The organism is Flavobacterium sp. XS2P24, assembly GCF_030010285.1.
Taxonomy (GTDB): Bacteria; Bacteroidota; Bacteroidia; order Flavobacteriales; family Flavobacteriaceae; genus Flavobacterium; species Flavobacterium algoritolerans.
In genome coordinates, this window is the sequence record NZ_JASCRU010000058.1 from 1 (window position 1) to 3,040 (window position 3,040).

Annotated in this window: 2 protein-coding genes; both read right to left on the reverse strand. The window is 31.4% G+C overall.

Annotated elements, in window-relative coordinates; genetic code table 11:
- On the reverse strand, nt 1-1,740 hold a 1,740-nt coding region (locus tag QLS31_RS16095), incomplete at its 3' end, for a hypothetical protein (protein ID WP_282744683.1).
- Between the two features lie 870 nt (nt 1,741-2,610).
- On the reverse strand, nt 2,611-3,040 hold a 430-nt coding region (locus tag QLS31_RS16100), incomplete at its 5' end, for an OmpA family protein (protein WP_282744684.1).

The following is a 3,040-nucleotide window of genomic DNA, read 5'->3' on the forward strand; positions in this document are numbered from 1 at the left end:
CGTTGTAGTTACAACAGGAGCGGTATTGTCAATTACAGTAATAGTTTGAACAAAATCGGCAGAAGTGTTTCCACAACCATCAGTAAAGTTCCAAGTACGTACTCTAGTATAAGCATTAGTACAATCAGCATCTGCAGTTGTCACATCGCTCACTAAAACTTTATTTGGAGCAAGGGTACAATTGTCGGTAGCGGAAGGCGATAAAGCCAAAGCAGCAGTTATACCTTCAGTATTATTGCATTGAAGGGTTTGGTTTAATGAATCTACAGCATTGGTTACAATAGGTAATGTTTCGTCTATAACTGTAACAGTTTTTGTACAAGTTGAAATACATCCATTTGCATCAGTAATTATTAATGATAACAAAAATGTTGCATTACAACCTGAACCAGCGGTTACCGATACAGATTGAGTATTTGTATTTCCCACAATTAATCCATTTCCTGAAATACTCCATGCATAATTAGCGCTGACCGGAGCGGAATAAATATTAGAAGTAGAAGACGGACATAGAGGTTCATCTGAACCCGATATTAAACAGGTGAGAGGTTGATTAACGGTTATAGTTGCATCATCAGTTACTGTACATTGTGATCCTGAACCAGATATTGGTCCTGTTACAACTGTAAGTCGGAATGTTGCAGAACTTCCAGTGATATTTACAATTGAATTGAGATTTGTTGGATCCTGTATGGTTGCGGAACCACTTAAAACAGACCAAGTTTTGGATATAACTTGATATCCATTGCTAGGTACTGCTGATCCTTGAAGCGTATATGGTAATCCTGAACAAACAGTAGCATCATCTCCTGCATCAGAACTTCCTAGAGTAAGGTTATCGATAGCAACTGGATTAAAAAAATCTTTAATAGCTGCAGATGAGGATGTAGAAGTTTTAGATTTAACAAAAACAGTTTTTATTTTAAGACTTGTACATGGATCAATCGCTCCTAATACTGCTGTTAAATTTACTGCTGATTCAATAAATGTATTTTGAAGATAACTGTTAACCCCAAATGCCGGATAAGGCACTGGAACAGTACTTGTATTTCCTGCAGCAAATACTGAGTTAAGCGGTAAAGATGCAAAGTAAGTTTTGTATTCCCATGTACTGCCTATAAGTTCCCATCGTTGAATGTCAAATTTAGCAACGCCATTTTCAAAATATACGGTTAATAAAAAATCGCCCAATGTTCTTCCGCCAGTTGAAGCTGGAGCAGCAGTAGCAAATCCAGTACTTGTTTTAGTCATCGGTGTTTGAAGAAATTCAAAATCAACATAAGCATTTCCACTGTTACTTAGACGATCCGCTGCAAAAACAACCCATACATTTCCATTTGAATCAGTAGTTAAATGGATTAATGCATTGTTCATGTCGGTTTTATCATTGGCTGTACCGGGAATCCATGTCCAATTGTTAGGATTGTCACCAACTTTATCTCCTCCTCCAAAAATGTTGTCTGATGAAGTGTTATACAAATCATACAAATGATAAGTAGTTCCTGTATTTAAAGCTCCTCCTGAATTATTAAGTATAAAACCACCAGTGCCAGTTCCATCAACCCAATCTCCTGCGGTAGTATTTGCGAAAAGAGTACCGTCAATATTAAACCCTCCACTTGGAGTATTAATAGGAGCAATACCAGGACCTATTTGAGCAATAGATACTGTTATAAAACTTAAAAAAAATAATAAGAAAAGTGTAAATAATCTTGTCGAATGAGTAAAATTTGATTTCATATTGATTTGTTTTAAATCGTTAGAAAGTTTGAATATCTTAAAATTGATAAATTATATTTGGCAATTTTTAAAAGAGTTTATAGATTAGTAGCTTGGATTAAAATATTTAGTTCGCATTGGATTTGAATCAATGTTTATTAATATTAAATGGTTCATCGAACAATTAACACACAAAATTCTGTTAGATTCAGAATTTATGATTTGTATTAAATTTCACCAGTATTTTAGAGCTTTAAATGGAGAATATTTGGTTACTCACGAACGTTAAGGAAGTAAGTATAAGGAAAGTAATTTTTGCATTCATACTATCAAATTTTTAATTTGTTATTACTAAAATTAATTTTGTGGTATTTGATAAATGGAAAATCAATTTTTTATTAAAAAAAAAAGTAAAAAATATTTTTAATAGAACAATTATAATTTTTAGATTTTAAATCAATTTTAATTTCTGAATTTTTCATAAATCAGCGCTTTTTTTGATATTAAAAAATCTTTTTCCTCAGTAATTATTTGTTTATTTATTTATTAAAGTATTTAAAACCAAAGTTTTACTTTATTAAATTAAAATTACAAAGAATTAGTAGTATTGATTTTTTTTCTCTACAACGAACCTAAATACTCGTTTAAATGTACTTTTTTTATGAAAAATTTAGTTTTTTATTTCAAAAAATTAACAATTGATCTATTTTTTTTAACAAGCAGAATAGTAATTATTTCGAGAAATTAACTTTTTTTTTTTAGGACTTTAATTGCATTATCTGATCTCGTTTATTGCAATTTGTATTTGGATATAAAAAAATAAACCTCGAAAGTGAAACTCCCGAGGTCTATAATTATTCAATAAGATTAACTATTTTAAGTACAAGTGTATTACAACGTTGTAATAATAAATTCGCTTCTTCTGTTGAGTTGATGTTCGTCTTCGGTACAAATCACATCATCAGCACATTTGTTTACCAGTTGAGTTTCACCGTATCCTTTACCAGTCAATCTGCTTGCATCAATACCATTTTTAACTAACCATTTGATGGTTGATGTAGCTCTTCTTTCAGATAGCGCTTCATTGTATTTGAAAGTTTGTCTGCTGTCAGTATGCGAACGGATATCAATTTTCATTGTTGGATTCTGATTTAAAACATCTAATATTTTTTCTAAATCCAGAGCCGCTTCTGGTCTGATGTTGGATTTGTCTAAATCAAAATAAATCATTTTGATACCAAAACATTTACCCAAATCATCACCAACAGCAACTTTACATATTTCTTTTTCTAGTGCAATAGGTAAATAGGTTTTTCCTGTT